This window comes from Saccharothrix sp. DSM 118769 (genome assembly GCF_052936295.1).
Window position 1 is genome coordinate 4,603,182 of record NZ_CP193627.1, and the last position, 26,310, is coordinate 4,629,491.

Below are 26,310 nucleotides of genomic sequence, written 5' to 3' on the forward strand. Positions count from 1 at the left end.
CCACCACGGCCACCACGCGAGCGAGCCCTCACGTGCACGGGGCCCACCTCGAACCCGACGCACGACCTGGCACCCGGGGGGCGTGCCAGGCCGTTGCGGTCGCGCTGCTCGACGCTGCGCGGTACCGCCGCGACAACCCCACCGCGAACTCGAACGCGCACTGCCGCCGGCCGACCAGGTCTGCCGGCCGCGCCGGGACCGTTCGCCGAAGACCCCGGACGCCGCGCGGATCAGCGACCGGTGGCGTCCGGGGTGCGGTCTCGCGACGGCGGCGGGGAAGACGCGCGGTCGACACCGCTCAGTCGCCGGGCCACCTCGGCGGCTTCCGCGTGCCGTTCCTGGGACTGGAACAGGGACAGCGCCGTGTTCCACGCTTCGCGGGCCTGCCCGTCCTGGCCGAGGTCGGCGTGAACCTCGCCGAGCTCGGCCAGGACGGGAGCCTCGTAGCGGGAGTGGCCGAGGTCGGCGAGCAGCGCCGCCGCGGCGCGGTAGTGGCCGACCGCCTTCGCGGGGTTGCCCCGTTTGCGTTCGACGGCACCGAGGCTGTCGTGCACCTCGGCCCGGCCGACATCGGAGCCGAGTTCCTCCAGCAGGCGCAGCGCCCTGGTGCACTGCTCGTGGGCTTCGTCGTACTCGCCGAGCACGACGTGCACCCAGCCGATCTGGTTGACCGCCTTGGCCTCCTGGAGCCGGTCGCCGGCGCGCCTGGCCAGGTCGAGGGTGCGGTGGGCGTGCTCCAGCGACCGGCGGTTGTCGCCGAGCTCGGACCAGGTGCGGGCGAGGATCTGGTGGAGGTGGTTCTGAAGGGGCAGGTCATCGGTCCGCTCGGCGACGGCGAGGCCCGCCAGCAGGTGGTCGCGCGACTCCCTCAGCCGACCCAGGTTGATCAGGATCTGGCCGAGGTTGCGGTGAGCCCGGGCGGTGGCCGTCTCGTCACCGGCGCGCTCGGCCGCCGCCAGGCCGTGCCGCCACGCCTCCACGTGGTCGGCGGAGAGCGCCCGGCGGTAGTGGAAGGTGTCCAGCACGGCCGCGAGCTGCCACACCGCGGCGTGCCGTTCCTCTCGCACGGCGAGCTGCTGACAGGCGACGATGTTGTCGTGCTCGGCGGCCAGCCACTCCCAGGCCCGCTCCGGGTCCGCCGTCCGGTACGGGTCCACCAGCGGCGGGTCGACCTCGACGGGCGGGCGTTCGGGATCGATCAGCCGGTCGGCGTGGTGGGCGCTGTGGAGGTGGAAGCTGGTCAGCCGGGCCAGGGCCGCTTCGCGGTCGGCGCCCGCGTGTTCCGCGGCGTAGAGCCGGACCAGGTCGTGCATCCGGTAACGGCCGGCGGAAGTCGCGGTGATCAGGTGGGCTGCCTCCAGCTCGCGCAACGGTCGGCGGGCCGCCCCGCCGAGCACCGCCTCGGCGGCGGGCAGGGTGGTATCGGGTCCGGGGGCCGAGCCGAGCAGGGCGAACAGGGTCGCCGCCCGCGGGCTCAGCGCCTCGTAGGACGAGGAGAACACGGCGCGCAGGGTCAGGTCGTCGCCGGTGTCCAGGGCATCCAGGCGCTCGGCGTGCTCGCGCAGCTCCTCGGCGAGCACGGCCAGGGGCAGCTCCGGGTGGGCCGAGGCGCGAGCGGCGATGATGCCCAGCGCCAAGGGCAAGCCGCCGCACCACGTGATGATGTCCGCGACGGCCTCCGGTTCCGCGTCGGACCGTTCCGCGCCAATGTGCTCGACCAGCAGCGCACGGGACTCCGCCGTGTCCAGCACGCCCAGCGCGAACCGGTGCGCGCCGTGCCTGGCGACCAGCCCGCCGAGCTGGTTGCGGCTGGTGACGATGACGGTGCAACCGGGGCCGGGCAGCAGCGGCACGACCTGCTCGCTGTCGCGGGCGTTGTCCAGCACCACCAGCAAACGGCGACCACCGGTCAGGGCGCGGTACAGCTCCGCGCGCGCCTCGGGATCGTCCGGGACGACTGTCGGGTCGACGCCGAGCGCGTACAGGAAGTGCCGGACGACGGTGGTGTGGTGCACGGGGGCCCCGATCGGGGCGAACCCCTGGAGGTCCGCGTACAACTGCCCCTCGGGGAATCGGTCCAGCCTCTCGTAGGCCCAGTGCAGCGCCAACCACGTCTTGCCGACGCCGCCGACGCCGCCGAGCGCGGAGATCACCGTCGTGCCGGAGCCGTCCAACGCGGCCAGCGCCCCGGTCCGCCCGCTGAACCGGCGCGGTCGCGCCGGGAGTTGGCGCGGCACGACCCGCGCGTCGCCGACCGGGGTGCGAGCGGCGGCCCGCTCGGTCTCCACCAGGGATCGCAGGCGACGCAGCCACGGGCTGTCCAGCCCTTCGAACGGCGTGCCGCGCCACAGCGCCAAGGCCCGGTCGGGTTTCCCCTCGGCCAGCAGCGCGCGGAACCGGTGCAGGTCGACGGCGGCCCCAGGCACGTGGGCCAGGTAGCCGCCGGGTGTGCGCTCGATGCGCACCGGCAACGCGGCGCGCAGCCGCGACAGGTAGGTGCGCAGCGTCGCATGGGCCCGGTGCGGTGGCCGGTCGCCCCACACCCGCTCGACCAGCTCGGCCGTCGGCAGCGGCCTGCCCGGGTCGGCCAGCAGGGCGACGAGGACGACCTGCTGCCGGCTGGGTCCCAGGGCCACGTCCTGCCCGTCGACCACGGCCCGCACCGGCCCGAGCACCGAGAACTCCACCCCGTCATGATGCCTGGCGCGTGCCGGCGCGAACCGCTGTACCGGCCGGAAGGGGATCGAGGGGGATGCGGGTGGCGATGCGATTCAGGCTGTTGGGGGACATCGGCGCGGAGGTGGACGGCCATCCGGTCGACCCCGGACCGATGAGGCGACGCGCCGTGCTGGCGGTGCTGCTGGTCGACCCGGACCGGCCGGTGCCGCCCGACGAGCTGGCCGAGCGGGTGTGGGGTCCGGACCGACCGCGCCGCGCGATCGACACGCTGCGCAGCTACGTGTCGCGGCTGCGCGCCGCGCTGCCGGTGAACGTGGATCGCACACCCGCCGGTTACCGGCTGCGCGTTCCCCGCACGGCCGTCGACCTGCACGTGTTCCGCGACCTGCTGAACCGGGCGCGGGACGCGGACCAGGCAGGGGCGGAGGTGCTGCGCGCCCGGGCTTTCACCTTGTGGCGCGGCGAGCCGTTCACCGGCGCGGCGTCACCGTGGTTGGACCAGGTACGCCGGGTCCTGCACGCGGAGCTGCACGCGGCCCGCCTGGACCACCACGACGCGCTGCTGCGGTCGGGGCGCCACGCCGCGCTGCTGCCCGACCTCCTCGCCCTGGCCACCGAGCACCCGCTGGACGAGAGGCTGGCCGCGCAACTGGTGCTGGCCCTGCACCGCAGCGGCCGGCAGGCGGACGCGGCGGATCACTACGACCTCATCCGGCGGCGGCTGGCGGACGAGCTGGGCGTCGTGCCCGGCGTGGAGCTGCGCGAGGTCCGGCAGCGGCTGGTGCACGCGCCGACGGCGTCGCGTGCGCCCCGGAGGCTGCCGCCCGCGCCCGAGGCGTTCGTCGGCCGCGCCGCCGAGCTGGAAGCGCTCGACCGGACCGTCCGGCGGACCGGCCAGGCGGTCGTCACCGGGCCGGGCGGGGTGGGCAAGACCTGGCTCGCGCTGCGGTGGGCACACCGTGCGCAGTTCCCAGACGGGCTGGTCTACCTGGATCTGCGGGGCTTCGACCCGCACCAGGAGCCGCTGAGCACCTCCCGAGCCGTGGACTCCCTGCTGGACGGCCTGGGCGTGGGACCGCCCCCGAGCGGGCTCGACGTCCGCCTGGCGCTCTACCGGGCGACCGTGGCCGACCGCCGGATGCTGGTGATCCTGGACGGCGCACGCGACTCCGCCCAGGTAGCGCCCTTGCTGCCCGGCGGCTCGACGTGCGCGGTGCTCGTCACCAGCCGCAACCGCCTGACGAGCCTGACCGCCACGCACGGTGCGCCGGTGCTCGACCTGGGTCCGCTCGACCCGGCGGAATCCCGAGCCCTGCTGGCGCGGCGGCTCCCACCGACCCGGTTGACCGGCCCGGTGGACGAACTGATCCGGCACTGCGCGGGCCTGCCACTGGCGCTGGGCATCGTCGCCGCCCGGGCGGAGGAGCACCCGGTGGAGGAGTTGGTCGAGGAGCTGCGCGCCGCGCCGCTGGACGCGCTGGACCTCGGCGAGCGCGCCGCAGATCTGCGCACGGTGCTGGCCGGTACCTGCGGCGCGCTGAGTCCGGACGACCGCGAGGCGCTCACCGCGTTGGCGGCGCTGCCCGGCAACGACGTGACGGCGGACGAGGTGGCCGGTCTCACCGGCACGACCACGGCGGTCGCCCGGAAGTTGCTGCGCCGCCTCGGCAACACCCACCTGGTCCGGCCCAGCACCCCGGACCGCTACCGCATCGACCACTTCGTCCGCCTGCACGTGCGGGAACACGCGCCGGCCAGGTGACCGGACCGGCCGGGCGAAGTCGCAGGCCACCGGCTCGAACGGCGGCGCGCTCACCTTCTGGGCGGTCGACGACCCGGCGCAGCCGCGCCGCCTGAGCTTTCCGTCGAAGTACAGCGGCTGCTTCAGCGACGTCACCATCAGCCCGAACGGACAGGTGGCGGCCGCGACCACGGGACAAGCGGCCGGGAGGACCGCCGCGGTGGTCCTCCGGGACATCCGCGCCCAGCCGCGCCGGTCGGGATCGGCCGCCCTGCCATCGGGGACAAGAGGGGGTCACCTCACCGGCCTACCAGTTCTCTGTGGCGGCCGTGTCGTGGACCTCGGCGAACTGGGGGAGGGGTTCGACCGGCGCGGCATCACGGCACGCCACGACACGCGCGCCCGATCGACCTTCTACCGGGTCGCGGACTTCGGGCTCCGCGCCCACCTGCCCGTCCTCAACGCCGCCATCGGCTCCGCCCAACTACACGGCTTCGACCGGCTCGCCGACCTGGACCAGGCGAGGCTGGTCGACCTCGACATCGGGCACAGCGTGCCCTTCCACCGGGTGGTGCGTGTGCCCGACCACGACCGGGTGTTCCACCGGCTGCGCGAGCAGGGGATCGGCGTGGGCGTGCACTACCCGCCCGACCACTTCCAACCCACCTTCACCGCCTGGCACCGCGACCTGCCCGTCAGCGAGGCCACGGCCACCGAACTGCTCAGCCCGCCCTTCCACCCCGCCCTGCGCCCCGACGACACCACCACCGTCTGCCTGGGCAACCACTGCCGCCCGCCGCGGCGGCACCGCGATAGAGGTCCGCTCGGCCGGCGTCCGCGACAAGTGGACGGGCCATCCCGCCATGACCGCCGCCGCACACCTGGGCGATGAACGCGGTGAGAGCATCCTGAGCGGAGTGGGGGTGCGCGGGTCACGTACGCGGAACACCCCCCGCTCGCGCGGAGGAGCAAAAGCCTGCGACCGCATCGGTGATCGGGCAGAGTAGGGCCGTGGTCGCACCACCGGGAGCGGGGTGCGGACCCGCAGTGGCCCGTCGCCGCACACCGGGAGGTTCGGACCGTGCCGTTGGTGGCTGACGTCGTCCGGTGGTGCTACGGGATCTGGCCGTCCTACGGCGCGGCGATCGTGCTCGCCTCGCTGGTGATCAGCATCGTGTTCGCGCCGCTGCTCCTGTTCGAAGCACGGTTGGCGTCGAAGAAGATCGCCTTCTACCGCACGCTCGACACGAGCAGTGGCGTACACGTGGACGAGGTGTTCCTGCACCGAGCGCTCCTCAGGGGGCCGCTCCTGGCGCTGATGGCCTTCAGGCGGATCACCATGGTGGCGGTCGCCGTCGTGGTCGCGATCACGCTGATCGGGATGACCCGGGTGGACGTCGCCGGCGGCGGTGGTCCCCGCTTCGTCGACCGGGGGTCGGCCTTGTGGCTGGATCTGACGCGGAGCCGGGGAGAGATGGACTTCGGGTGGGTCGACCTGGGCGAGAGCGCGTTCACGGTGATGACCGGTGAGGGGTTCCCGGCTGTTGTCGGCTACCTGGTGATCCCTCTGGTGTTCACGACTTCATACGCCCTGAAGGGCAACAAGCCGCCAAGCGGGTGGAAGATGTACGTCTTCGGCGCGCTGCTGATGTCGTTGGTCGTTCCCGGGGCGCTCGTGCTCTACCTCCTCACCGTGCTGGTGTTCAACTTCGTGCTGCTCAGATCGGTGGTCGTGGCGGATCACCGGCGGCAGCCCGGGTGATCGACACCCGGGCCGGACGCCTTCGGTCGGGTGGCCATCGGTACAGGCCGCGGCCGTGCGCGTCGCATGTCATGGGCCGGTGAGCAGGCCGAGCTTGCGGTCGAGTTCGCGTTCGGCCGTCGTCAGCGCCTTGTGCGCGCCTTCCGCGAAAGAGGGGAACTTGACCCGCTCCGCGAGGAACGCCTTGCGGAACGCGAAGGCGCTGCGGTCGGGGATCGCCCGTGCGGTGGCGAGCAGGGTGCGGGCGGCGGCGTTGCGGCCCGACCGCTGTGCCGCGGCGGCCCGGACGACGAGCAGCAGCCGCCGGACGGGTGGCGGCAGGTCGTCGGGTACCTCGGCGAGCAGGTCGGCGGCGGCCTCGTGCTGGCCCACGGCGGAGAGCCTGTTCGCGGTGTGGATGATGCCGGTGGCCGCGTGCGCCGGCGCCGTGACCGCGAGGTAGTGGTCGGCGGCCTGGCGCGTCGCCGCGATCGCGCCTTCGAAGTCGTCGAGGTACTGCGCCACCGTGGAACGGTGTATGGCCAGGTCGGCGCGGGCGATCTGTTGGACGTGGTGTCCTGCGGTGCCCGGCGTCGACATCTGCCCGGGGAACGTCTCCTCCACCTCGTCGAGCACCTGCTCCGCCAGCCGCAGGAGCTCCTGGGTGAGGGTGTGGTCCACCCGTACCAGGCCGCCCCACGGCAGCGCCATGTGCACGGCCGTGGTCCCCCGCGCGGATTCGGCGCCGAGCAGCGCCATCACCCCGGCCATCCGCGGCAGGTCCGTGTATGCCCACGGTCGGATCCGCACGGTCCGACGCCGGTGGAAGTGGTCGTTCCGCCATCCGGCGAGCAGCATCTTCCGCTTCCGCGCAGCAGCGCGCACCAGCACCAGCACGTCGGCACCCTGACGGGTGAAGCCGTCGCCGCTCCACCCCGAGCCGATCGCCTGGACGAGGCCGGTCGCCAACGCGGCGAACGCCGACAGCAGCGGTCCTCGAGCCGGGTGGAACACCCCCGTGACGAGGAACGGCAGGACCGAGCAGCCGAAGGCGACCTGCGGCAGTCCGATGAGGGTCCGCCTGGCCCGCACCACCAGCCAGGACAGCCGCCACCGGTCGAAGCGCGGACTGATGACGGCGTGGAGCAGCATCACGCCGGCCCCGGCCGTGACCACGTACCACTGGGCGTCGGCGACGTGCGCCACCCACCACTGTGAGACCAGTTCACCGCCCGGACCGGCGGCGATCGCCAACAGCACGAGGAACAGGCCGACATCGCTCGTCCGAGCGGCTCGGCGGTGGCTGATCAGCAGGGGACGTCGACCCCGGTCGGCGGCCAACAGCATCAACCACATCACCAGGGCACCCGCGATCCGCGCCTGCGGCGGCACCTCCGCTCCCGGCACGAGGAGCACGAGCACCAGGGGTACGACGCACACCAGCCTCGCCGCGAGCCCCCACAGCACGTCGACCGCGGTCGGCCTCATCAACCACCGCGCGGCGTGATCCGTCAGCTCGCCGCCGACGTCGGGCGGCCCCTCCGGTGCGAGCCGGATGTTGCGCAGCGCCGCACCGAGCAGCAGCGGCGTGACGAACCAGGTGATCACCGGTGACGCGTGATCGCCGGTGGCGGCCACCACCAAAGCGACGAACCCCGTGGTGGCCAGACCCGCCAGTCCGGCGACCAGGCCGGATGCCACCACGAGCAGCACGTGGTCCTGGGCCTGCGCGAGGTCGGTGAACCGGCGCATGCCGAACAGCAGGGCGAGCGCGACCACCAGGTCGAGGACGTAGAGCTTCCGCCCACGTTCGCCCGGGCCGAACACCTCCCGCAACCGGGACAGCACCAGCACCGCGCTCGCGACGGCCAGCACCGCGTACGCGATCGCCGACGGGTCTGGGACAGTGCTCGCGACCCCCACCCGGACTCCTTCGCGTCGCGCGACCGGACACCTCATTGTGGCGGTAGCGGCGAGCGGGAATGATGGTTTCGTGCGTGACGGTGCGACGACCCTGGCCCACGGCCTGGCGCAGCACGCAGGTCTGCTGCCGTTCGACCCGCGTGTGATCACGACGGCGGCGTGGTTCATCGCGTTCGCGGCGGTGGCCGGTGTCGGATTGCGGCAGCGGCACCGGACGCCAACACCCGGTAGGCCGTTGGGGTTGCCGGACCGGCTGGTGCACGCTGTCTGGCGGGTGCAGGTGTGGGTCCCGATGGGCATCGGTGCCGGCGTCGCCTCGGTCGGCAGTCCGGTCAACCCGGTGCTGACCGTGGCGGTGGGCGGGCTCGCGTCGGTCGTGTGCGTGGTGAGCGGATTCCGCTACCGGAAGGCGAGCCGTCACGAGCGGCGCCGGCACGTGGTGCTGGAAGTGGTGGTGAACCTGAGCATGCTCGTCGGATCGGCACGCCTCGGCGCCGACCTGCTGCCGAGCGGGGCGCTGGACGTCCTGCTCACCTCGGGTTCGGTGGTGCTGATGCAGGTCATGTCCACCACGCTGCTGCGCCGGCCGGTCCCGTGGGCCTGGTGGGTGGCCCACCCGGTCAGCGTCCTGGCCAACGGCACGGCCCTGACCTACGCGTTCCTGGTCCAGCCGTCGACGGGCGGCGCGTGGACGTCGATCGCGGTCTCGCTGACGGCCCTGGTGACGATCGCCGTGCACCTCGGGTCGGACGACTGGGTGCTGTGGTGGTCGAGGGTCGAGTCGGCGCGGCACTTCCGGAAGGACGATCCCCGCCACGCCGAGGCGTGGCTTTGTGACGAGGTGCGGGAGCCGACCGGGATGGCCCTGCCGCACACCATGGCCGAGTTGGCCGTCTACGACCTGCGCGGGAACTTCCGACAGGACCAGTGGCCGCCGACCGCGCACGCCATCGCCGCCGGCAAGGACTGGTTGACCGCCGCGGAGCACCTGATCGGCATCGCACAGCCGCACGTCGCCTCGGTCCAGGTCGTCCGAGCGCGGGCCTGCTGCGCGTTCGCCCGCGGACAGGTGCTGGAAGCCGCGGCGGACTGGGAGGCCGCCGTCGCCGCGTACCACGCCGCCGCGACCGGGTACGAGGAGGTCGGGGAACCCGACATCGCGGCCCGGGCGCGGCTGTTGCGCGCCCGGCTGCTGGCCGAGCGGTTGGACCGCGGCGCCGAGGCCGCCGCCGAACACGCGGCGATCGCCGCCGACACCGGACTGGCGGCACCCGTCCGCCGCTGGGCGGGTGCGAACATCGGCGGCCAGGACCACTCCGTCACCGGACCGCCGAGCGGTTCGGGTGAGGACGCCCCACCGTGGCTCCCCCTCGTCACCGCCGCTCCGCCGGGGGCGCCGGCCGAGGAGCACGAGATCTCCCGCACCCGCTACCCGGACACCGGCCCGGCGCAACGGATGATCGGCCGCGGCACCAGGCTGTTCCGCCGAGGACGGCACGCGGAGGGCGCTCGAGAGCTGCACGCGGCCGCAGCCCTGCTGGAGAGCAACTCCCAGCAACTCACCGCGATGGGGGTGCTCGCCGAACTGGCCAGGCTGCAGACCCCGATCGACCCGCGCGCGGCGTTCAAGACCCTGGACGAGGCGCTCCGGTTGCAGGAACGCTTCCACGACGAGGTTTTCGACGAGACACTGCGCCTGCAGGTCAACGGCTGGTTCGAGACCCTGCACTCCCACCAGATCGGCCTGCTCACCGCGGCGGCGGCCGCGACCGGCCGACCACGGGCCTCCGTCGCCGCGTTCGACCTGGCGGAGCGGTCGCGGTCGCGACTGCTGCTGGAGCAGCTCGGCACCACCCACCTGCGGGCCGACCACGTGCCCGACCACCTGCTCCGGCGTGAACGCGACGCCATGACCGAGATCGACCGCTGGCGTTCGGTGACAGGACCGGTCGGTCGCCGCGTCGCCGCGCTGGCCTCCGTGCGGGCCGCCCGCACCCGGTTGAGCGCCACCTGGCGGGACATGACCACCACGGGGGTGCACGGGGCCGAGTACGTCCAGCTCCGCCGTGGCGATCCGCTCACGTTCGCCGACCTCGGCCCGCTGCTGGGACAGGCGCTGCTGGTCGAGTACCACGTCACCGAAGACGCCGTCGTGCTGCTGCTGATCGAATCCGGCACCGCTGAACCCGCCGTCGTGCGCGTGCCGATGCGCCGTGCCGCGCTCGCCTCGATCGTGGGCGACTCGTTCGACGACGTGCGCTCCGCGCGCCTGGACGACTGGCAGGCGTTGAGCCCCCTGGTCGTACCGGTGGTCCGGCACAGCAGGCCGGGACAGGTGATCTGGATCGTCCCGCACGACCACCTGCACGGCGTGCCGCTGCACGCGATCGAGGTCGACGGCGTGCCGCTGGCCGAGCGGAACCCGACCTGCTACACCCCGTCGGCCGCGGTCATGCGCTACTGCCAGGGGAAACGACGACCGACCGCGAGCAGGTCGGTCGTGCTGGCCGATTCCCGACCGGATCGGCCGTTGGCGCACTCGCGGGCGCAGAGCCGGGTGATCGCCTCGCTGCTGGGTGGTGCTGAACGGCTCGTCGGCGAGCAGGCCTCGGTCGGGGGCATGAGGTCCGCGGTGAAGGAGGACGTCTCCGTGCTCCACATCGCCTGCCACGGCGAGTTCGACGCCCAGCGGCCCGCGCGATCCCGTGTGCTGCTCGCGGACGAGGACCCCGACGGTGCGCTGACCGTCGAGCGGATCCTCGGGATGTCACTGCCCGCGGACCTGGTCACGTTGAGCGCGTGCCAGAGCGGGGTCGCGCACCGCAGGGAGGGCGACGAGTTGTTCGGCCTGCCCAGGGCGTTGATCTACGCGGGTGCGTCGGCCGTGCTGGTCAGCTTGTGGTCGGTGGACGAGGTGGCCACCGGACTGCTGATGAACTCGTTCTACCGGGCGCGGAAGGCCGGCGCGGGCAAGGCGGAGGCGCTGCGCACGGCGCAGCTCGCCGCGCGTGCGTCGACCTGCGCCGACGTGATCGACTACTGTACCGCGGTCGGTGGTGACGAGCGGGCGGTCGCGCGGAGCGTGGCGGACATCAGGTTCCGCGCGGGCGACTTCACCGCGGCGGCCGACGCGTACGACGAGCTGCTCGACTCCGCGAGCGGTGAAGACCAAGGGTTGTTCGCCGCACACGCCAGGGCGGTGCTGGCCGCGCGGGGCACCACCGCGCGGCCCGACTACACCAGGAGGCTGTATGCCCATCCCTACTACTGGGCCGGTTTCGTGCTGATCGGGGACTGGCGGTGAAGCCCTGGGATCGGGTCGTCGACCACGGCGACCACGAGTTCACCATCCTGGCAGCCGAGCTGACCCCGGCCGAGGCACGTGCTGTGCTGAGGGGTGTCGGAGTGGTGGTCGACGACCACGGTGCCGTGCTGGGTACCGTGTCCGCCCCCGAGTTGGCCGACGCCGACGCGGACACGCTGGCTTCGTGGCCGGCGCTGCCGCCCGCGGTCGAGATCGACGCGGACCAGACCTTCGCGGAACTCGCCGATTCCCCGTCGATCAGCTTGCTGCTGCTCGGGATCACCCTGCTGGTGCTGGTGCGGGGCGGCACACCGGTGGGGACGCTCCCGGTCGCGCGGGTGTCGGACTACCTCGCCTCCGGTGAGCACCTGCTGTCCGGCAACGAGATGGGCCCGGCCGGTGCCTCGGCCGACGGGGCGCTGCCCGGCCGAGTGCGGCTCGCCGCCGCGCGCGTCGCCTGCGCGCGGTGCGGCTACCGCAACGCGTTGGAGCACTGGAACCCACGCAGGCCACCCTCGTGCGCCAACCCCGATCGGGAGCCGCACGACCTCGAACTGGGCGGATGACCGTGCTCACCGACGTGGTGCGGGAGACCACCGGTCTGTTCGACCGGCGCTTCCTGCTCAACGCGCTGCTGCCGACCCTGATCACCCTCGGCGCGCTCGGGGCGGTGGTCGTGAGCACGCTGACCGATCCGGCCAAGGCCCTGCGCACGTGGAACACGCTCGACGGCACGGTCAAAGCGCTGGCGGGCACCGGTGTCGTGGTCGTCGCCGTGCTGCTCGCCGCCCTCGTCTCAGGACGGGCGCAATCGCTCATCCGGTGTTGCGAGGGTCTCTGGCCGGGCCGGTTGGGGCGCGTGCTGGTGCTGCCCGGCACCCACCGGCACCGCAGGCGCGCGCGTCGGCTCGGCTTCGAACGCGGCGCGGCGGACTACCCGGCTGATCCCGCTGACGTCCTGCCGACCCGGCTGGGCAACATCCTGCGTTCCGCGGAGAGCTACCCGTCCGAACGGTACGGCGCGGACGCCGTCCTGACCTGGCCGCGCTTGTTCCCCTTGCTCCCGGACAGGCTCACGGCCTCGTTGGTCGCCGCCCGCGCGGAAGTCGAGTTCCAGGTGACGGTCTCCGCCCACGCCGCGTTCTTCGCCGTGGCGGCGGGAGGGTGGCTCGCGGTCACCGGCGGGCCGACCTGGCTGTTCCTCACCTGCTACTGGGGCGCGGCCGCGGTCGCCTGGGCCACCTACCGCGGCGCGCTGGCACCGGCGCGTCTCTACGGCGACCAGGTGCGCGTCGCGTTCGACCTCTACCGCAATGAGTTGCTCACCGTCCTCGGTGTGGAGGGCGACGAACAATGGCAGCGGTTGAACCAGTTCTGGTACCGCAACATCCCGCTCGACACGCCGCTGTTGCCCGAGCCCGCGGATCGCTCGGAGGTGCGGGCCCTGCCGTCGGTTTCGTTGAGCGTGCTCGCATGGATCCTGCTCGTCGTGAGTGGACTGCTGGTGGTGTGGCTCAGGTAGCCGCGGTGTGGATCGCACCCTCCGGGCGAGGCTGTCGGCTTGACCTCTGTCGGGAATGTTGGTCGTTGCTGTATCAGCCGGCGGCTCGCCAGGGACGCAGGCGCGGGATGTCCTGCTGATCGGGGTAGTCCTGGAAGGCCGTCGGTGCTTGTGCGGGTGCGCTCGTGCCAGGACGGTTCCTGTCGTTGGGCGCGGTCGCGCGGCTGCAGTTCGAGCAACTCCTCAGGCGGGGGGACCTGCCCACGACGTGCGTAGCGCGCCGTCGTGACGGCGGCGGCCCGAATCCGTCCGACCGCCGCATGACGGATTCGCCTGCCGTACGAATGGCCGGTGGGCAGCCGCCAGGCGGTGACGACGGGGCTGTGGCCGGGGCTGGCCGGGGCGGCGTTGACGGTTTAGAAGATTTCCGGGTAATCGAAGGTTGCGTTGGCCGATTCGAGGCGTGTGCGTCGGTGCCGGCGGTTCATGGCTTGGTCTTCTTGTCCTTGCCCGCGTCCTTGTCTTTTGCCTGGTTTGGCGGCTGCTCCTTCACCTGCTCCGGCTGCCGCCGTCCTTGTTGCGCCGGTGCGGATGATTGTTGGACGACGGGATCGTCGGTTCGCTGCTCGCCCGGAACCTCGGGGGTCCCGGTGCTGGTCCCGGTGGTCGAACCGACGACAGGTGCTGTGGTGGAACTCGGAGTTGGGCTCGGGGACGAGGTCGTGGCGGGAATCTGCGGGGCGGATCCGTTCGGTGCGGAGGTCGCCGGGGAGGTGCTCGATGACATGGTCCAGGCGATGCAGACGGCACCCACCAAGCCCGCGGCGGCCGTCAGCGTCTTCTTCGGGGTCTTCACGGGCGACCGGAGTACCGATGGGGGCGTCGGTGCGCTCCGCCCGTGGGCGTCGTCGGGCTTGACTTCGATGGCGGGAGCTGTGTGCCCGGTCAGTGCGCGGGCGCAGTCGTGGGCGGTCGGGCGGCGGCGGGGTGACAGGGAGGTCATCAGCGTCAGCAGGCGCACCAGGTCCGCGGGCAGGTCGCGGGGAACGTCCGGTGGGCGGTGGAGCCGGGCGACGGCGGCCTCGACATCGCCGCCCGGGTACTCGCGTCGGCCGGTCAGGCATTCCAGCAGCACCAGTCCGAGGGCGTAGACGTCGGCGGCGGGGCCGACCTCGGTGCCGCGGACCTGCTCAGGCGCCAGGTAGGCGGCGGTGCCCACCATCTGGCCGGTGCGGGTGAACCGGGTGGCGCCGGTCAGGTGGGCCAGCCCGAAATCGGCCAGGTAGGGCTCGCCCGCGCGGTCGAGCAGGATGTTCGACGGCTTGACGTCCCGGTGCACCACACCCCGGTCGTGCACGTACGCCAGCGCCCCGGACAACCGGGCGCCCAGTCGGCGCACCTCCTCGACCGCCAGCGGTCCCCGGGCGATGCGGTGGCGCAGCGTGCGCCCGTCGACCAGTTGCAGCACGAGGAACGCGCCGCGGTCACTGCCACCGGTGTCGTGGACCGACACCAGGCCGGGGTGCGACAGCCGGGCCAGCGTGCGGGCCTCGTTGTCGAACCGACGCCGGTCGTCGAGGTCGGCGTTCGGCTGGAACAGCTTGACCGCGACATCGCGGCACAGCACGGTGTCCCATGCCCGGTACACCTCCGCCATACCGCCGAAACCCAACGCTCCGGCCAGCTTGTAACGGCCGGCCAGCAGATCATCCTGAAGCTGGGACACCCACCACGCCTTCCTGGTCGGCTGAAAATGAAATATTTCCGGATTTCCCGTCGCCGGCTACCGCGAACGAGTCGCTGGTCGGTGATTCGAAAACCCGGTCCGCGTTGTCCGCGTCACCAGTCGACCATGGGTGATATGCATACCTGCCGCATCCACTGCAAGGCAACGATCGGGTGAAATCGACGCGACTGCGTTGAGCCACGAGCCCGGGACGTGGGAATATCCGGTGTGTCACTTTGATGCGACTGCCGCTCGTGTTCTACGGTCCCGACACCGCCCACGTCCAGGATGAGCAAGGTTCACGACTGTTCATCTACTCATTATTTCCTCACAAAGTCGATGACGTCACCGCACCTTGCGGGTGTCGCGACAATCCGGCCAGGCGGCGGATCGACTTTCAGGTTGAGATTTTACCGAACCACGCCGTACCGTAGGGGTGCCCGGTGACGTCGCGGGCTGTTCGCGGAACGTCCCCCGGGTTCAACAGCGTGCCCGGACGAGCGGTTCCGCCGTCACGAGGCGAAGGGTGGTCCCGCGCGTGGACGACCGACTCACCGATATCGGCCCGTGGGTCGACATCGCGCACACCGAGCAGGACGGCGTGTTGATCACCAGCGTGGCCGGCGAGGTGGACCACGGCAGCGTCGAGGTGATCAGCGCGGAGTTGGCCGCCCGGTTGGACCGGCGGCCCGTCGGGGTGGTGGTCGACCTGGAAGGCGTGGAGTTCTTCGGCTCGCTGGGCGTGACGGCGATGCTGGAGGCGCGCGATCGCGCGACTCGGTTGGGTGTCGGCTTCGCCGTGGCCGCCGGTCGACGTCCGGTGCTCAGGACGTTGCAGATCACCGGAACCGTCGACGTGCTGCGGGTCCGCCCGACACTGCACGAGGCCCTCGACCTTGCCCGGTCGGCCGCGTAGCCGGCCGCAACCCGGCTGTGCGCCGCATGTGGAACCAGGCGTTCGCCATCCCGCGAGCGTGTGTCGACGGGATGCGCGGTTCCGGCATGCGACCGGGACGGCGGGACCGTGTGAATGTCGTTGGCGTCTATGTCCTCACAAGGCCGCTGGCGCGGGCTGATCCGCGGTCCGGTCCGCGTACTCGACCCGCGAGGCGTCACCACCAACCCTGCGACCCGGAGCCTGACCACTATCGGTATTTGATAAGTATCTCTATACCTTCAGTGTGGACAAAATTATTTCTCGTCGTGAGTTCAGCGCTCATGGCGCACGATCACCGTGACCTTGTCCTTCGCGTTCGGGACAGCAAGGCGCTCATGCGGGGTTCCCGGCATGTGGCTGCTCGTAGTCGAGTAGGCCGTGATCATGATCCGGGCAAGGTCGTCAACGAGGCGCCGCGGCGATGCTCGCGTTGTGGCCGGGCGGTCGTCGGCCACGCGCGTCATGGTCCGGCCGGTGCTCCGCAGTCGTTACGCTGTGTGGAGACGGTGATGACGGAAGGGCGGACATGGCGTTCGAGCGGAAGTACAGCGACGAGGTGCGTGCCGCCGCTGTCCGCCGGGTTGTCGAGCGCCGCCAGGCGGAGCCGGGCAACCGGTCCGTCCTGCGCGAGGTGGCCGAGGAGTTCGAGGTCGGCGAGCAGTCCCTGCGGATCTGGGTGAAGCGGCTGGACGACGGCATGTTCAGCGCCGGTGAGGCGGCCCGGTTGCGGCAGGCGCCCCGGGAGCGGTTGCTGGCGCGCATCGCCGAGCTGGAGGCCGAGCTGGACGCCGCGCACGAGCGGATCGGGTCGATGCAGGAGGAGATCGAGGTGTTGAAGAAGGCGTCCGTGATCTTCGCCGCCGAGCTGGCCAAGCGGTGATCCCGTCCACAGTGTCCAGATAGCGGTACGGCTCTGTTCCGTCCGCGTGGGTGGCGCACACTGGACCCGCCACCTGGCGTTCGTGGGAGGGCAGATGACCGGGTACGACTACATCAGCGCCATCACCGGCTGCACGACGGACGTGGGCGGGCGCTTCGCCGTGCGCGGTCCGGCGTTCGAGCTGCTCGCGGACGGGTCGGTCGCCTCGGGTGGTCCCGGGAAGGCGCCCGGTCCGTTGGACCTGTTGGTCTCGGCCCTCGTCGTCAACCTGTTGAACGTGTTGCGCGCCGACGGCGACCCCGACGCGGACGACCCGGGCACGCGGGCGGTGCACGTCCGGGCGCGCACGTCGCGCTATACCCCGAATCGGCTCAAGGTCGGTCGGGTGCTGGTCGAGGTGGTGGTGGACGGTCTGGACGAGCCGGACGTCGAGTTGCTGCTGGAGCAGTACCGGGCGGGGTGTCGGGTGCTGCCCGCCGTGTCGACGGTGTTGGACGTGGACATCCGCGCGGTCGTCCGGGCCGGGGTCGCCTGACCGGCGGGGGCGCCTGGCTGGTCGGACGGGGGCGTACGGTCGGCGCGGCCGGGTCACACGGTCAGCAGCGCCTGCGTGTAGTCGTGCCGCGGTGCCAGGACGACCTGGGGGGTGGGGCCGTGCTCGACGATGCGTCCGGCGCGCATGACCGCCACGTGCCGTGCGATGTCGGCGACCACGGCCAGGTCGTGGGTGACCAGGAAGTAGGTCAGGTCCAGTTCCCGTTGGAGTTCGACGAGCAGGTCCAGCACGTGTGCTTGGACGGTGGCATCGAGGGCGGAGACCGGTTCGTCGAGGACCAGCAGTCGGGGGCGCAGTGCCAGCGCGCGGGCGATGGCCACGCGTTGCCGTTGGCCGCCTGACAGTTCCCTTGGTTTGCGGTCGGCGTAGGACTGGGGGAGGTGCACCAGGTCGAGCAGTTCGCGGACGCGGGTGGCGCGCTCGGTGCGGGAGCCGATCCGGTAGGCGTCCAGTGGTTCGGCGATGATGCCGTGCACGGGGAGGCGGGGGTTGAGCGACTCGAACGGGCTCTGGTAGACGACCTGCATGTCCCGGCGCAGTGCGCGCAGTCCGTCGCGGCGCAGTTCGGGGACGTCGCGGCCGAGCACCCGCACCACGCCCCGGTCCGGGCGTTCCAGGCCGAGGATGAGCCTGCTGGTGGTGGTCTTGCCCGAGCCGGATTCGCCGACCAGCGCGAACGTCGTGCCGCTGGGCACGGTGAGGGAGATGTCGTCGACGGCCTGCGTGCCGTGCTTCGCGGTGCCGAACCGCTTGGACACCGAGAGCAGTTCGACCGCGGGCGCGGTGGGCTCGCCTTCCGGTGTCCGGGCGGGCCGCCGGGTGTAGGACTCGGCGATGCTGAGCACGCGTCCTCGCGTCACCCGGGCGGAGCTGGCCAGCAGGGTGCGGGTGTAGGCGTGCCGGGGGTCGGCGAAGACCTCGTCGACGGGGCCGGTCTCGACCACCCTGCCGCGGTCGAGCACCACGACGTCCTGGGCGTTGCGGCTGGCCAGGACGAGGTCGTGGGTGATGAGCACGACCGTGGTGCCGTGCTTGGCGCGGGCGGTGTGGATGGCGCGCAGCACCTCCTGGCCGACCAGCACGTCCAGCGCGCTGGTCGGTTCGTCCGCGATGACCAGTTCGGGTCGTTGTGAGAACGCGATGGCCACCAGTACCCGCTGGCGCATCCCGCCGGACAGTTCGTGGGGGTAGCGCGCCGCCAGGGTGTCCGGGTCGGGGAAGCCCAGGTCGAGCAGGTCCTGGTGGACCCGCTGGTCGATCTGCGCGGGGGAGAGCGGGGAGTGGGCCAGCGTGAACGCCTCGCGCAGTTGCGCGCCGATGGTCCTGGTCGGGTTGAGCGAGGCGATCGGGTCCTGCGGCACGAACCCGATGTGCCGTCCGCGCAACGCGCGGAACTCCTTGTCGCCGCGTTGGGCGATGTCCTCGCCGGCGAACTCGACCCGACCGTCGACGACGCGGCCGTTGCGCGGCAGCAGCCGCACGACGGCGTGCGCGAGCGTGCTCTTGCCGGAGCCGGATTCGCCGATGACCGCGGTCACCCGGCCGCGGGGGACGTCCAGGGAGATCGAGTCCAGCGCGGTGCCCGACGTGCCGTCGTGCGCGTGCCGGTAGGCGACGGTGAGGTCGGTGATCCGGACGAACGGTGTCATGCGTGGTCCTCCTGGAGCAGGTGGGCGGTGCGGCTGAGCAGCACGACCACGGCGGTCAGCGCCAGGCCGGGGATGATGGCGACCCACCAGGCGTGCGCCAGGTACTTCTGGCCGCCGGCGATCAACACGCCCCACTCGGCCGACGGCGGGGCCTCGCCGAAGCCGAGGTAGCTCAGCGAGCCGATGGCCAGCATGGCCAGGCCGAAGTGCAGCGCGGTGTAGGACAGCACCGGCGGGTAGATGCTCGGGACGACGTGCCGGGTGATCACCCGCAGTGGACCCGCGCCGCACGTGCGGGCCGCCTCGACGTAGGTCAGCGTGCCGGCGCGGATCACGCAGCCGCGGATGAGCCGGGCGAACCCGGTGGCCTCGCCGATGCCGATGGCGACCGCCGCGACGAACGCGCCGCGCCCGTAGGTGGTGATCACCGCGAGGGCCAGCAGCACGGCCGGGATGGCCATGACCGCCTCGGTGAGGATGCCGAGGGCGCGGTCGAGCGGGCTGCCGGGCCGCAACCCGGACAGCACGCCGACGACCAGGCCGACGACCAGCGCCACGGTGACGGCGAGCAGCGCGGAGAACAGCGAGATCCGCAGGCCGTGCACCACTCGGGAGAACAGGTCACGGCCGATCTCGTCGGTGCCGAACCAGAACTCGCCGCCCGGTGGGGTGAACGGCAGCCCGTCCAGCTCGTACGGGTCGTGCGAGGTGACCAGGCCGGGGAAGGCGGCGATGAGCACGAGGAGGGCGAGGAGCGTGAGGTGGACGTGCAGTTCGCGCGGGCGCGGGCGGCGTCGCCGGTGCGCGGGGACGGGTGGTGAGGGGACGCCGGTGGTGGGGGCGGTGAGGGTGTCGGTCACGCCCGGACCTCCTGGGTGGGTGCCGCACGGCGGCGCAGGCGGGGGTCGAGCAGCACGTAGCCGATGTCGACCAGGGCGTTGACCACGACGTAGGCGACCGCCAGCACGACCACCAGGCCCAGCACGACGGTCAGGTCGACCGCCTTGACCGAGTCGACCATCAACCGGCCGAGCCCGACGCGGGAGAACACCACCTCGACCACCACGGTGCCGCCGAGCAGTTGTCCGACCCGCAGCCCGAACACCGCCAGGAACGGGAACGCGGCGTTGCGCAGGCAGTGCCGGTAGACGGTGTGGAAGCGGCTCGCGCCCTTGGCGGGTGCGGTGACCGCGGCGTAGGTGGTGCCCAGTTCGGTGCGCAGGCCGCTGATGAGCACCTGGGCGAACTGCGCGGCGCCGAGCAGCGCCAGCACCGCGGTGGGCAGCACCAGGGAGGCGATTCCCCGGCTGCCGTTGGACGGGAACCAGCCCAGGGTGAGGGAGAAGAGGTAGATGAACAGGATGCCGACCCAGAACACCGGCAGGCTCACGTAGGCCGACGGTGTCAGCGAGGCCAGTGAGCGGATCGCCCGCGAGCGCGGGGTGACCGCGAGCACGGCCAGCGCGAAGCCCAGCGGCACCGAGAGGGCCAGCGACGCGGCGGCCAGCGCGAGGGTGTTGGGCAGCACCTCGCCGATGAGCCGGGTGACGGGCTGCTCGGTGACCAGCGAGTGGCCCAGGTCGCCGCGCAGCAGGCCGGTCACCCCGTCGACGTATTGGGTCCAGAGGCTGTCGGACAGGCCGACCTCGTCGCGCAGCAGGTCCAGGTCGAGCCCGGCGAGGTCGGCCGAACCGATGGTGTCGGTGGTGCCGATGCGGGCCAGCACGGCGTCGCCGGGCAGCACGAACAGCAGGAAGAACGACGCGGAGTAGGCCGCGAGGACCACCGCGGCGGCGTGCGTGAGTTTGGCCGCCGCGGTCCGGGCGAGGTCGCGGGTCACGGCTGGTCCACCCAGGCGTCGCCCAGCCACGGGACGTGGGTGGCCTCGAACAGGGGCAGGTGCGTGCTGTTGCGGTGGGCGAGCGGTTGGATGAAGTCGTAGAGCGGGATGTAGTAGGCCTTGTCCAGCACGATCTCCGAGGCCTGCGCGGCCAGCGCCTTGCGTGCGGCGATGTCCGGTTCGGCCAGGATCCGGCCGAAGAGGGCGTCCAGTTCCTCGTCCACGCCGCCGTAGGTGGAGCGCAGCACGTCGGCGTCGGGGCGGGTGCCCGAGCCCCAGGAGAAGGAGTAGTCGCCGGACTGGAGGCGTTGGTTCAGCTCGGCCTGGGTGAGGCTGCCGAACTTCAGTTCGACGCCGATGTCCTTCCACTGCGACTGCACCACGGCGATGTTCGGCTCGTGCGAGATCGTCGACGGGCTGTAGACGAGCTGGAAGGACAGGCGGGTGCCGTTCTTGGTCCGGACGCCGTCCGGGCCGCGTCGCCAGCCGGCCTCGTCCAGCAGCCGCTCGGCTTCGGCCACGTCCGTCCGGATCTTGGCGGACTGGTCGGTGAAGTAGGGGTTGCTGGCGGTGTAGGCGCTCTTGGGTGCGATGTCGATCGCGGAGGCGCGCTTGAGCACGGCGTCGCGGTCGACGGCCAGCGCCAGGGCGCGCCGCACCCGCGCGTCGTCCAGGCCGGGTACCTCGGTGTTGGCCGCGAAGCCGAGCGCGGAACCGGGCAGCGGCTCGCGCCGGATGGTGATCTCCGTGCTGTTCGCGAACTCGGTCTTGTCGGCGGGTTCGGTGTTGTGCAGCAGGTCGAGGCCGCCGGAGCGCAGTTCGGCCGCGGCGATGCTGTTGTCCTGGATGTTGTGGACCTCGATCTTGTCGAGGTACGCCGCGCCGCGGTTCGCGGCGGGTTCGGGTGCCCAGGAGTAGTCGTCGCGGCGGACGAGGGTGTAGCCCTCCTCGCCCCTGCTCTCCTCGGCCACGAACGGGCCGGAGCCGATGATGCCCAGACCTTCCTGGCGCTTTTCGAAGGGGAGCGCGGCCGTGGCCGGTGCGACGATGCCCAGCACGGTGCCGGACACCGCCTGGAGGAACGAGGAGTTGGGTTTGGCCAGTTCGAACACCACGGTGGTGGGGTCGGGGGTGGTGATGCGTTCGAGTGCGCCGATCCACTGGTTGGCCACGGCGTACTTCGCGCCGCCGTCGCGCAGCGCCTGGTAGCTCAGCCGCACCGCGGTGGAGTCGAGCACCTCGCCGTTGCTGAAGGTCACGCCTTGGCGGAGCGTGAAGGAGTAGCGGGTGGCGTTGTCGTTGACCTCCCACTTCGTGGCCAGCCAGGGCGCGAACGTGCCGTCCTGGTTGTTGAACACCAGGGAGTCGACCAGGCCGCGCAGCGGCACGGCCAGGCCGTAGCCGGTGGTGGTGGCGGGGTCGATGGACTTGCCGCCGCCGGCCGCCCGGTACTTCAGCACGCCGCCCTTGACGGGGGCGCCGCTCGCGGTCGCGGTGCCGCCGGTGGCGGCGCAGCCGGAGAGCGCCAGGCCGGCCGACACCAGCAGGGCCAGGGCCGTTGTGAGGCGTCCGGGTGGCCGGCCGCGTCCGCTCGGGGCGTGGGGGTGGCGCTTCATCGTTGGTGACCCACTTTCGTGTTGTCTCGGGATCGTGTGCGTCGTCCGCCGGCGGCGCGTGGGCCAGACGTTAGAGCTGTCGTCGCCCGTAGTGGATAGCGTCTCGCTATGTGAAACTTCTACGTTGAAGCGGCGCAACAACTTAGGGTTTGTGGACGTCTACCGTAGAACTTCTAATATGAGTCTTTGGGGAACCCGCATGTCGAAGATCAAGATCGAGGCGACGAGCGCCGTCTTCTACCTGCCCTACTACGTGGCGGAGGAGGAGGGCTACTTCGCCGACGAAGGGCTCGACGTCGAGCTGATCCGCCACCGGCCCGCCGACGAGACCGGCCTGCGGTTCATCGAGGACCCGCGCAAGGTCTCCTCGTTCAGCAGCTTCAAGTTGTTCGAGGCGGGCGCGTCGCAGCTCTACAACGCCTGCGAGTGGGGCCAGCTGCGCCGGTCGCAGGACAGCCAGGTCAACGGCAGGGTCGTGGCCCGCCGGGCCGCGGTCGCCAGCCAGGCGATCATCGTCCGCCCCGACTCGCCCCACAACGTGCCGGGCGACCTGGCCGGCGTGCGGGTGGGCGTCAACTTCCACCACGGCTCGCACTACCTGGTGCTCCAGACCCTGGAGGGCTTCCTGCCGCGCGCCGACATCAAGCTCGTCGGCATCAAGGGCAAGGAGCGGTTCGAGGCCCTGCGCGACGGCGACATCGACGCCGTCGCGGTGATGGAGCCGTGGATCACGGTCGCCGAGAAGCAGGGCTACAAGGTGCTCGCCGAGGCCCACTACTACGGCGCCGAGGTCGCCAACGACAGCCTCGACGCGGAGACGTTCACCAGGATCAACCAGGCCGTCGCCCGGGGCGTGGACAAGATCCACGAGGACATCCGCCCCCACCTCAAGCATTTCATCGCGCAGGCCGCGCCGATCGCCGAGCTCTCGCCCGAGGACTTCAAGACGGCCCGGCTGCGCTACGTCCACCCCGGCCCGTACCCGGAGGACCACTTCAACCGCACCCTGGACTGGATCGCCAGCTGGGGCCTGATCGACGCGGGCAGCGAGTTCGGCGCGCTCGTCGACTCCAGCAAGATCCTCCAGGAGGTCTGAGGACGCCGGCGCACGGCGGCGCGGCACGAGGCGCGCCGCCGACGCGTGGTCCCGCCATGCCCACCACCGCCGCCAACCGCCGGGCCGTGCTGCTGCTGTGCGGCACCACCGCCGGCTTCCTCCTGCTCGACATCCACAAGGTGTCCATCGCCGTCCCGGCCATCGAACGGGCCCTGCGCCCCGGCCCGGCCGGCATCCAGCTCATCCAGGCCGCCTACGTCGTCTGCTTCGCCGTCACCCTGGTCCCCGCGGGCCGCTTCGGCGACGCCGGCAGGCGGCTCACCCTCACCCACGCCGGCACCTGCCTCTACCTCGCCGCGAGCGTGCTGTGCGCCGTCGCCCCGCACACCGGGTACGTCATCGCCGGCCGCGCCCTGCTCGGGGTCGCCGCCGGGCTGCTCATGCCGCAGCTGATGGGCATCGTCCAGCAGTTGTTCCCCGGCCCGGAGCGCGGCAGGGCGTTCGGCGTCTACGGCATGTGCGTCAGCCTCGCCACCGCGCTGGGCCCGAGCCTGGGCGGCCTGCTGGTCACCACGCCGCTGCTCGGCTGGCGGGGCGTGTTCGTGATGAACGTCCCCGTGGCCCTCGCCCTCCTGGTCGCCGCGCACGTCCTGCTGCCCACCGCCGGGCAGGCCCCGCACGAGCGACGGCGACCGGACGTCGACGTGGCCGGCCTGGGGCTGGGCAGCCTCGCGCTGGTGGCCCTGCTGACGCCGTTCATCCTCACCACCGGCCGCCCCGACGACGTCGACGCCCGCTGGCTCGCCCTGGTGCCGGCGGTCGCGCTCGCCGCGCTGTTCGCCGCGCGGGCGCGCCGCCGCGCCGCCGCCGGCCGCTCCGGCGTGGTCGACCCGGCCCTGCTGCGCATCGCCTCGTTCCGCAACGGCGTGCTCGTGTCCCTGACCTGGTTCGCCGCCGGACCGGGCATCGCGCTCGCGCTGACCCTGCACCTGCAGGAAGCCCGCGGCGTCACGCCGTTCCTGGCGGGTCTGGTGGTGCTGCCGTCGTCGGCCACGTCCGTGCTGGGCGCCTGGCTCGGCGGCCGGTACGTGGCCCGGCTCGGCCGGGTGCTGACCGCGACGGGGATGCTGCTCGTGCTGGCGGGCGCGCTGGGCACCCTGGCACTGCTGCACGGCGACCTGTCGACGACAGCCGTGCTGGCCGGCATCCCGGTGCTGCAACTCGTGCAGGGCCTCGGTGCCGGCCTGGTGGTCTCCCCCAACCACTCCATGACGCTCGTGGACGTCCCGGCCGCGCAGGGCAGCGCCGCCGGCGCCCTCGGTCAGCTCGGCCAGCGCATCAGCAACAGCGTGGGCGTCGCGACCGCGTCGACGGCGTACTACTCGACGATCTACGGCGCGGGCTTCACGCTGATCGACGCGCCGGACGCGCTGCACGGCGTCGCGCTCGACCGGGCCACCGCGGTCGCCTGCCTGTTCCTGGCCGCCGCGCTCGCCGTCGCGGTCACGGACCTGCGCCGGCAGACCCGCGCCCGCGCGGCGGTGGACGGCCGGGAGCGCAAGGGGTTGTCAAGATCCGGACGCCGTTGACACTGCGAACACACCTTCTTGCTTCCGGTGCACGACAGGCCCCGCCGACAGCCGGACCGACCTGGTCAGGCTGTCGGCGGACGGGCCGTTCGCCGCCGCGCTGCGCGCCGCCATCGACGCCGGCGGGCTGTCACTGGAGCGGGTGCGGCACCGGCTGGTCCAGTGCGGCACACCGGTGAGCGTGCCGACGCTGAGCCTGTGGCAGTCCGGTCGACGCCGCCCCGAGCGGCCCGGCTCGCTGTGCGCCCTCACCGAGCTGGAACGGGTCCTGGAACTGCCCGGAGGCTCGCTCAGCTCCCCGCTCGGCCCGCCCCGGCCACGCAGCCGGGGCGCGGACGGCGGTGTCGTGCGGTTGAGCCGGCACGACCGCGTCGAGGTCGACGCGGGCCGACGGATCGTCGTAGCGCACAGCAGGGCGGTGCTGCGCGCCGGCGCCGGCGGGCTCGACCGGTGGACCGCGCGGCGGGAGCCGGGTCCCGGCCCCGCGCCGCGCGTCGAGGCCCGGCGCAACTGCCGGGTCGGGCGCGTCGAGCACGACTTCGACAGCCGCACGCTCACCTCCGAAGAGGACATCGACCTGCTTCAGCTCCCCGCCGACCGGCCGGCGACGGCGGCACACCTGCATCGCTCGCGGTCCGAGTTGGCGACGGCGACCCTGCTGCAGAACAGCCTGCTGCCCGGTCTGCTGCCGACCGTCCCCGCCTGGGAGTTCGCGGCCCGCTACGTGCCCGGCGCGGAGAACGGTGTGGGTGGCGACTGGTACGACGTGTTCGAACCGCCCGACGAGCGCATCGGCGTGGTCATCGGCGACGTGGTCGGCAGCGGGGTGCCCGCCGCCATCGTCATGGGACGGCTGCGCAGCGCCCTGCACGCCTACGCCCTGGAGTTCCCCGACCCGGCGGAGGTGTCCGACAAGCTCGACCGCAAGGCCGGCCACTTCGAGGCCCACATCACGGCCACGGTCGCCCATGCCGTGATCGACACGGCCGCCGCCTGCGTCGACCTGGTGCTGGATCTGACCGAAATGGAGCTCCTGGCCTCGGCGGGAGTGGCGCTGCTGATCCAGGCCGCCGTCCACGCCCAGCGGTGTGGCGTGGCGTTCGTGGTGGCGGCCAGCCAACGCGTCGTGCTGTGCCCCCTGCAGGAGACCAGGCCGGACAAGGTGTTCACCCTCCGCCCCGACCGGGACCACACCACCGCCGCCGTGCGCGGATTACCGCCGCCTCGTCAGATACATCGCCATCCGATGTGACAGCACTGGTGGACTAGGCTGTTCCGACCGGGGGTGCAGGCGGGTGCACCGTCAGGACGCGTCATCTGCACGGTAGGCCCATCCAGTGGGCCGGGCCGGAACGACCGGGGATGTTGAGCCAACGGCACCCCAGGTCGTTCCGGCATAACTGCACCTACCGACGCGTCAGGGTTGAGCGAAGTCCGTGAGCGGACATCCGTCGGCCACATGGATCCCGAAGTCGGGACGCGTCCGAGCGGTGACGCCACGACATCGATGGACAATCGTGTGATCTGCACCATAATGCCCATGCCCGGGTGGCGCGTCCCGCTTCCGCGGT

General features: G+C 72.1%; 20 protein-coding genes and 1 pseudogene. 12 read left to right on the forward strand and 9 right to left on the reverse strand.

Annotation, left to right across the window (positions count from 1 at the left end; all coding sequences use genetic code 11):
* Nucleotides 1-230: 230 nt before the first annotated feature.
* Complete coding sequence (locus ACRAKJ_RS19990) at nucleotides 231-2,465, reverse strand: ATP-binding protein (RefSeq protein WP_447009104.1); 2,235 nt, start codon at nucleotides 2,463-2,465, stop codon at nucleotides 231-233.
* Nucleotides 2,466-2,522: 57 nt separating this feature from the next.
* Nucleotides 2,523-2,687, reverse strand: a pseudogene (locus ACRAKJ_RS19995) (AfsR/SARP family transcriptional regulator); the annotation flags it as partial.
* A 77-nt stretch (nucleotides 2,688-2,764) separates the two neighbouring features.
* Here ACRAKJ_RS19995 and ACRAKJ_RS20000 point away from each other — a divergent pair.
* The 3 genes from ACRAKJ_RS20000 (at nucleotide 2,765) to ACRAKJ_RS20010 (ending at nucleotide 6,182) form a co-directional block, all read left to right on the forward strand.
* Nucleotides 2,765-4,441: a BTAD domain-containing putative transcriptional regulator gene (locus ACRAKJ_RS20000; protein WP_438926111.1), complete on the forward strand. Its 1,677-nt coding sequence runs from the start codon at nucleotides 2,765-2,767 to the stop codon at nucleotides 4,439-4,441.
* Between the two features lie 313 nt (nucleotides 4,442-4,754).
* A complete protein-coding gene (locus tag ACRAKJ_RS20005; protein WP_438926110.1) occupies nucleotides 4,755-5,312 on the forward strand; it encodes a DegT/DnrJ/EryC1/StrS family aminotransferase in 558 nt (185 codons plus the stop codon).
* A 198-nt stretch (nucleotides 5,313-5,510) separates the two neighbouring features.
* Nucleotides 5,511-6,182 (forward strand): hypothetical protein, encoded by a 672-nt coding sequence (locus ACRAKJ_RS20010; RefSeq protein WP_438926109.1) that lies wholly within the window; start codon nucleotides 5,511-5,513, stop codon nucleotides 6,180-6,182.
* A gap of 69 nt (nucleotides 6,183-6,251) precedes the next feature.
* Here ACRAKJ_RS20010 and ACRAKJ_RS20015 read toward each other — a convergent pair whose 3' ends face one another.
* On the reverse strand, nucleotides 6,252-8,084 hold the full coding sequence (locus tag ACRAKJ_RS20015; RefSeq protein WP_438926108.1) for a hypothetical protein: 1,833 nt from the start codon (nucleotides 8,082-8,084) through the stop codon (nucleotides 6,252-6,254).
* A 70-nt stretch (nucleotides 8,085-8,154) separates the two neighbouring features.
* Between ACRAKJ_RS20015 and ACRAKJ_RS20020 the strand changes: the two genes are divergently transcribed.
* Genes ACRAKJ_RS20020 through ACRAKJ_RS20030 form a run of 3 tightly spaced genes read left to right on the forward strand, consistent with a single transcriptional unit; the run spans nucleotide 8,155 to nucleotide 12,910 of the window.
* Nucleotides 8,155-11,388: a CHAT domain-containing protein gene (locus ACRAKJ_RS20020; protein WP_447009074.1), complete on the forward strand. Its 3,234-nt coding sequence runs from the start codon at nucleotides 8,155-8,157 to the stop codon at nucleotides 11,386-11,388.
* Nucleotides 11,385-11,954 (forward strand): hypothetical protein, encoded by a 570-nt coding sequence (locus tag ACRAKJ_RS20025; protein WP_438925851.1) that lies wholly within the window; start codon nucleotides 11,385-11,387, stop codon nucleotides 11,952-11,954. Before ACRAKJ_RS20020 ends, ACRAKJ_RS20025 begins: the two co-directional genes overlap by 4 nt.
* Nucleotides 11,951-12,910, forward strand: coding sequence for a hypothetical protein (locus ACRAKJ_RS20030; protein WP_438925852.1), 960 nt, complete (start codon nucleotides 11,951-11,953; stop codon nucleotides 12,908-12,910). Before ACRAKJ_RS20025 ends, ACRAKJ_RS20030 begins: the two co-directional genes overlap by 4 nt.
* A 463-nt stretch (nucleotides 12,911-13,373) precedes the next feature.
* Here the strand turns inward: ACRAKJ_RS20030 and ACRAKJ_RS20035 are convergent, their stop codons facing one another.
* Nucleotides 13,374-14,615, reverse strand: coding sequence for a protein kinase domain-containing protein (locus ACRAKJ_RS20035; protein ID WP_438925853.1), 1,242 nt, complete (start codon nucleotides 14,613-14,615; stop codon nucleotides 13,374-13,376).
* A gap of 538 nt (nucleotides 14,616-15,153) precedes the next feature.
* On the opposite strand from ACRAKJ_RS20035, the gene ACRAKJ_RS20040 reads away from it, so the two are divergent.
* Nucleotides 15,154-15,531: an anti-sigma factor antagonist gene (locus ACRAKJ_RS20040; RefSeq protein ID WP_438925854.1), complete on the forward strand. Its 378-nt coding sequence runs from the start codon at nucleotides 15,154-15,156 to the stop codon at nucleotides 15,529-15,531.
* Nucleotides 15,532-15,824: 293 nt separating this feature from the next.
* On the opposite strand, the gene ACRAKJ_RS20045 is transcribed toward ACRAKJ_RS20040, so the two are convergent.
* On the reverse strand, nucleotides 15,825-16,007 hold the full coding sequence (locus ACRAKJ_RS20045) for a hypothetical protein (protein ID WP_438925855.1): 183 nt from the start codon (nucleotides 16,005-16,007) through the stop codon (nucleotides 15,825-15,827).
* A 71-nt stretch (nucleotides 16,008-16,078) separates the two neighbouring features.
* On the opposite strand from ACRAKJ_RS20045, the gene ACRAKJ_RS20050 reads away from it, so the two are divergent.
* Together ACRAKJ_RS20050 and ACRAKJ_RS20055 are read left to right on the forward strand one after the other, a co-directional pair.
* On the forward strand, nucleotides 16,079-16,432 hold the full coding sequence (locus ACRAKJ_RS20050; protein WP_438925856.1) for a transposase: 354 nt from the start codon (nucleotides 16,079-16,081) through the stop codon (nucleotides 16,430-16,432).
* Between the two features lie 94 nt (nucleotides 16,433-16,526).
* Complete coding sequence (locus tag ACRAKJ_RS20055) at nucleotides 16,527-16,967, forward strand: hypothetical protein (protein WP_438925857.1); 441 nt, start codon at nucleotides 16,527-16,529, stop codon at nucleotides 16,965-16,967.
* Nucleotides 16,968-17,020: 53 nt separating this feature from the next.
* Here the strand turns inward: ACRAKJ_RS20055 and ACRAKJ_RS20060 are convergent, their stop codons facing one another.
* The 4 genes from ACRAKJ_RS20060 to ACRAKJ_RS20075 are packed head-to-tail and all read right to left on the reverse strand — an operon-like array spanning nucleotide 17,021 to nucleotide 22,093.
* Entirely contained in the window at nucleotides 17,021-18,637 is a 1,617-nt protein-coding gene (locus tag ACRAKJ_RS20060; RefSeq protein WP_438925858.1) for a dipeptide ABC transporter ATP-binding protein, read from the reverse strand.
* Nucleotides 18,634-19,497, reverse strand: coding sequence for an ABC transporter permease subunit (locus ACRAKJ_RS20065; RefSeq protein ID WP_438925859.1), 864 nt, complete (start codon nucleotides 19,495-19,497; stop codon nucleotides 18,634-18,636). The genes ACRAKJ_RS20060 and ACRAKJ_RS20065 overlap by 4 nt, the downstream gene beginning before the upstream one ends.
* A complete protein-coding gene (locus ACRAKJ_RS20070) occupies nucleotides 19,494-20,477 on the reverse strand; it encodes an ABC transporter permease subunit (RefSeq protein WP_438925860.1) in 984 nt (327 codons plus the stop codon). The genes ACRAKJ_RS20065 and ACRAKJ_RS20070 overlap by 4 nt, the downstream gene beginning before the upstream one ends.
* Nucleotides 20,474-22,093, reverse strand: a complete 1,620-nt coding sequence (locus ACRAKJ_RS20075) for an ABC transporter substrate-binding protein (protein ID WP_438925861.1) — start codon at nucleotides 22,091-22,093, stop codon at nucleotides 20,474-20,476. The genes ACRAKJ_RS20070 and ACRAKJ_RS20075 overlap by 4 nt, the downstream gene beginning before the upstream one ends.
* A 199-nt stretch (nucleotides 22,094-22,292) precedes the next feature.
* Here ACRAKJ_RS20075 and ACRAKJ_RS20080 point away from each other — a divergent pair, with 199 nt between their 5' ends.
* The 3 genes from ACRAKJ_RS20080 (at nucleotide 22,293) to ACRAKJ_RS20090 (ending at nucleotide 25,991) form a co-directional block, all read left to right on the forward strand.
* A complete protein-coding gene (locus tag ACRAKJ_RS20080; RefSeq protein WP_438925862.1) occupies nucleotides 22,293-23,189 on the forward strand; it encodes an ABC transporter substrate-binding protein in 897 nt (298 codons plus the stop codon).
* Nucleotides 23,190-23,245: 56 nt separating this feature from the next.
* Entirely contained in the window at nucleotides 23,246-24,739 is a 1,494-nt protein-coding gene (locus ACRAKJ_RS20085; RefSeq protein ID WP_438925863.1) for an MFS transporter, read from the forward strand.
* Nucleotides 24,740-24,920: 181 nt separating this feature from the next.
* Complete coding sequence (locus ACRAKJ_RS20090) at nucleotides 24,921-25,991, forward strand: SpoIIE family protein phosphatase (RefSeq protein ID WP_438925864.1); 1,071 nt, start codon at nucleotides 24,921-24,923, stop codon at nucleotides 25,989-25,991.
* The last annotated feature ends 319 nt before the right edge of the window (nucleotides 25,992-26,310 follow it).

Bases quoted from the DNA above. Each gene is read 5' to 3' on its own strand.
- ACRAKJ_RS20080 (WP_438925862.1), top strand. From the start codon at position 22,293: ATGTCGAAGATCAAGATCGAGGCGACGAGCGCCGTCTTCTACCTGCCC.
- ACRAKJ_RS20085 (WP_438925863.1), top strand. From the start codon at position 23,246: ATGCCCACCACCGCCGCCAACCGCCGGGCCGTGCTGCTGCTGTGCGGC.
- ACRAKJ_RS20030 (WP_438925852.1), top strand. From the start codon at position 11,951: ATGACCGTGCTCACCGACGTGGTGCGGGAGACCACCGGTCTGTTCGAC.
- ACRAKJ_RS20055 (WP_438925857.1), top strand. From the start codon at position 16,527: ATGACCGGGTACGACTACATCAGCGCCATCACCGGCTGCACGACGGAC.
- ACRAKJ_RS20060 (WP_438925858.1), bottom strand. From the start codon at position 18,637: ATGACACCGTTCGTCCGGATCACCGACCTCACCGTCGCCTACCGGCAC.
- ACRAKJ_RS20050 (WP_438925856.1), top strand. From the start codon at position 16,079: ATGGCGTTCGAGCGGAAGTACAGCGACGAGGTGCGTGCCGCCGCTGTC.
- ACRAKJ_RS20075 (WP_438925861.1), bottom strand. From the start codon at position 22,093: ATGAAGCGCCACCCCCACGCCCCGAGCGGACGCGGCCGGCCACCCGGA.
- ACRAKJ_RS20000 (WP_438926111.1), top strand. From the start codon at position 2,765: ATGCGATTCAGGCTGTTGGGGGACATCGGCGCGGAGGTGGACGGCCAT.